The organism is Pseudostreptobacillus sp. (assembly GCF_977040545.1).
In genome coordinates this window covers 1-3,567 of sequence record NZ_CDRRBS010000103.1, presented here as the reverse complement: position 1 = coordinate 3,567, position 3,567 = coordinate 1, and the positions used below count along the sequence as shown (strand labels likewise).

6 protein-coding genes are annotated in these 3,567 nt (G+C 25.2%); all 6 read right to left on the bottom strand.

Going from position 1 to position 3,567, the window contains the following annotated elements; all coding sequences use genetic code 11:
* Positions 1-91: large ribosomal subunit protein bL28 (locus ACWYO2_RS05345; protein ID WP_455515452.1), on the bottom strand; the 91-nt coding region annotated here is incomplete at its 3' end.
* A gap of 54 nt (positions 92-145) precedes the next feature.
* Positions 146-571: an ImmA/IrrE family metallo-endopeptidase gene (locus ACWYO2_RS05340; RefSeq protein ID WP_455515451.1), complete on the bottom strand. Its 426-nt coding sequence runs from the start codon at positions 569-571 to the stop codon at positions 146-148.
* A 2-nt stretch (positions 572-573) separates the two neighbouring features.
* Entirely contained in the window at positions 574-936 is a 363-nt protein-coding gene (locus ACWYO2_RS05335; RefSeq protein ID WP_455515450.1) for a hypothetical protein, read from the bottom strand.
* 360 nt (positions 937-1,296) lie between these two features.
* Positions 1,297-2,037 (bottom strand): ABC transporter ATP-binding protein, encoded by a 741-nt coding sequence (locus ACWYO2_RS05330; protein WP_455515449.1) that lies wholly within the window; start codon positions 2,035-2,037, stop codon positions 1,297-1,299.
* The gene (locus ACWYO2_RS05325) at positions 2,021-3,004 is read right to left on the bottom strand and encodes an ABC transporter substrate-binding protein (RefSeq protein ID WP_455515448.1); all 984 of its coding nucleotides are present in this window, start codon (positions 3,002-3,004) and stop codon (positions 2,021-2,023) included. Before ACWYO2_RS05325 ends, ACWYO2_RS05330 begins: the two co-directional genes overlap by 17 nt.
* Positions 3,001-3,567, bottom strand: a 567-nt coding sequence (locus tag ACWYO2_RS05320) for an ABC transporter permease (protein WP_455515447.1), incomplete at its 5' end; no start/stop codon positions are given. The genes ACWYO2_RS05320 and ACWYO2_RS05325, both read right to left, overlap by 4 nt.

The following is a 3,567-nucleotide window of genomic DNA, read 5'->3' as shown; positions in this document are numbered from 1 at the left end:
TAGGTCTCCAGATTCTCTTAGTAGCTCTGTGAGAGTGGCTCACTAAATTTCCGTGTCCTACTTTTTTTCCAAATACTTCACATACTTGCATTACTTACACCTCCTATTACTTTTCTAGATTTCCATTATATCATACTTATCGGTATTATTCAAGTGATAAATTATACAAATTTCTAAATATATTTTCTTCATAGCTATTTTTAGGATAATATTTTCTATTATCAGCATCTTCACTAAATAAAAGATAAGCTGCAAATTGGTTTGCTTCTTTCTCATATATGCTATCAAAATTAAGAAACGTATCCTTAATATCAACTAAATTATCATGATCCTCTGAATGTAAAAAATAATGCCCCAATTCATGTGCAAGTATCATATTAATCATAAATTCACTCATATTTTCATTTATTGCAATAAATTTTTTTCCTAAAATATCTCTAAAAAAACCTTTTATCTCACCTAAATCTCTATACATTACAGTTATAGAATTTTTTTTTGCTAAATCTTTAGGATTTCTAGTTTTATAAGTATTTACTATAATCGATACTTTTTCTTTAATAGTTTTTTTCATTATTATTTACCTATTTTAGCTTCAAAATACATTTCTGATATAACGGAAAATAATTTTTCTTTATCTTCTTCAGATATTGATTCATTATTAAAAAATAAAGCGCTTTTATTTAAAACATCATCATATTCAGATTTTTCTTCAATATTTGCACCAGCTAAATTTAAAATATTTATCTTATCTAAAGAATATATTTCACATAATGCAGAAAGAACTTTTATAGGAACTTTCGTATTATCATCATCTTCTACTCTTTTAATATTTGTATGAGCATAATTTATACCTTTTTCTTTTAATTTCCCTTCAACTTCTCTTAATGAAAGATCTTTTCTTTCTCTATTTTTTTTTAAAGTTGCACCTAATTTCATAGACACCTCCAAAATTTGTATATTTAAAGTATATCATAAACGTAATAAAAATACAACAAAAAAATATTTTTGTTATATTTTTTTAACAAAATTGTTGTAATTTAATTACAAATATGTTATTATGAGTTATAAAAAGATTACAGGAGTGATTTAATATGATTAAATTTTTAAAAAATATAAAAAACATAGACTTATATGAAACAATAAAAAACATATTAACATATACAATTTTATTTAATTTCTTTTTATTTATTTTAGATTTTGGAAATTTTGCTTTTAATATTTTCTTTTTATTTTCATTAATTACTCAAATATATATATATTATATTAATTTTTAAAAAAATGGCTTAAAGCCATTTTTTATTTTAAACATTCTATTAAAATTTTTTTTAATCTAATAAATTCTTCTGAAGTTGTAGTCCTTTTATCTAAATTCACTTCTAAAACATTTGTTATTTTAGCCTCTTTTCCTTCTTTGGTTAATACGTATATTCTATCTGATAAAAGTATAGTTTCATCTATATCATGAGTTATAAGTAAAGTTGTAAAATTTAATTCTTTCCTAACTTTCATATACCAATCATGCATAGCATATCTTGTTATTTGATCTAAGGCTGAAAAAGGTTCATCAAGTAATACCATATCACTTGAAAAAAAATATGTTCTCAAAAATGCTACTCTTTGTCTTTGTCCACCAGATAATTCTTTAGGATATTTATCTTTCAATTCTCTCAAACCAAATATATCCAATTTTGTCTCTACTAATTTTAAAGCTTCAGTTTTAATTACCTTTTTTATTATTAAAGGAAGTATAACATTTTCACTTACAGTCTTAAAAGGTAATAACAAATCTTTTTGCAACATATATCCTACTTTACCATTTATCCCTGTAATATCTTCACCATTAAGAAATATTCTACCGTCGTTTGGTGTTAAAAGTCCAGATATAGCATTAAAAATTGTTGTTTTCCCACTACCTGATTTTCCTATTATACTAACCATTTCCCCAGTTTTTACTTCTATATTTAAATTTTCTATAATAAAATCATCTTCATACCTAATTGTTAAATTTCTAACACTAAGCTTATTTATTAAATTCATTAGTGAATCCATATCCTTTTTCTATTTGTTTATCTATAACCTTAGAATCATATAACCATTGATAAAAAGCATCCCATCTATTTTGATCTATTATACCCCAAGCTTTATTTCCATCTACATATTGATTATTTATCCATTTTTGTGAAGCAAGAACAAAATCTCTTTTTTCTTTTAATTCAGGAGAATTTTTTATTAAAATATCAGCGGCTTCTTCAACATTATCAACAGCAAACATATATCCTTTTTTTAGTGCTGATATGAATTTTTCTGTAACTTCTGGATTATTTTTTATAAAATCATTATTACCAATAATAACAGGTGTATAATAATCAAGTTCAGGTGAAACCTTAGCTTCTAAGAAATTAGTTTTTATACCCTCATTTTCAAGAGCTATACCATCCCACGCATAAAATATCCATGCTGCATCAGTATTAGTTTTAAGTGCAGAAACTACATCCCAAGAATATGGTATTACATTAACCTTAGAAAAATCTGCACCTTCTTTAGACATTAAGTATTTAAGCATCCCTTGTTCTATAGGTGAATCCCAAGTTCCATAAGTTTTACCTTCTAAATCTTTAAAACTTTGTATATTTTTTTCTTTTAAAGATATTAATCCTGAAGTATTATGTTGTAATATAGCTGCTAAAACTGTTACAGGTAATTTTTCATCTTTAGAAAAATATGTTCCAAGTTCATCTTGAAAACTTATACCAAATTGTGATTTACCAGAACCAATAAGTTGTGTTGTACTACCTTCAGGGGCAGGTAATATTTCTACATCTAAACCATTTTCTTTAAAATATCCTTTTTCTTTTGCAACAAATATTCCTGTATGATTTGTATTAGGTGTCCAATCTAAAACTATTTGTACCTTAGTTAATTTACCTTCTTCTTTCACTTCTTCTTTCCCACAGCCTATTAAAGCCATTGCACTCATCATAACAAAAATTAAAAACTTTTTCATTTTTCCTCCCATTTAACTATATATTTCTCAAAAAATTTGACTAAATTTATAAAAAGTAAACTAAGTATAGATATCAATATTATACTTGCAAACATTTTATCAAACAAAAAACCTCTTTTAACCCTTATCATATACACACCTAATCCATTAAATGCACCTAACCACTCAGCAACAACAGCCGATATTATAGAATAAGAAACTGAAATTCTTAATCCAGAAAAAAAATAAGGTAAACTGCTAGGTAATTTAACATGTATATATTCTTGAAACTTAGTAGCTCCCATAGATTTAAGTAACATCAAACTGTCTTTTTCAACTGATCTATACCCTTCTAAAAGAGCTATTGTTATAGGAAAAAAAGTTGTCATAACAATAAGAATAATTTTTGATGATACTCCATATCCAAACCACAAAACTAAAAGCGGAGCAATTGCAACCGTAGGAATGGTCTGAGTTATTACAATTATAGGCATAATAGATTCATATATATACTCAAATCTATCCATAAATATAGACAAAATAAAAGCAAGTACAACTCCTATAATTAATCCTATAATAGATTC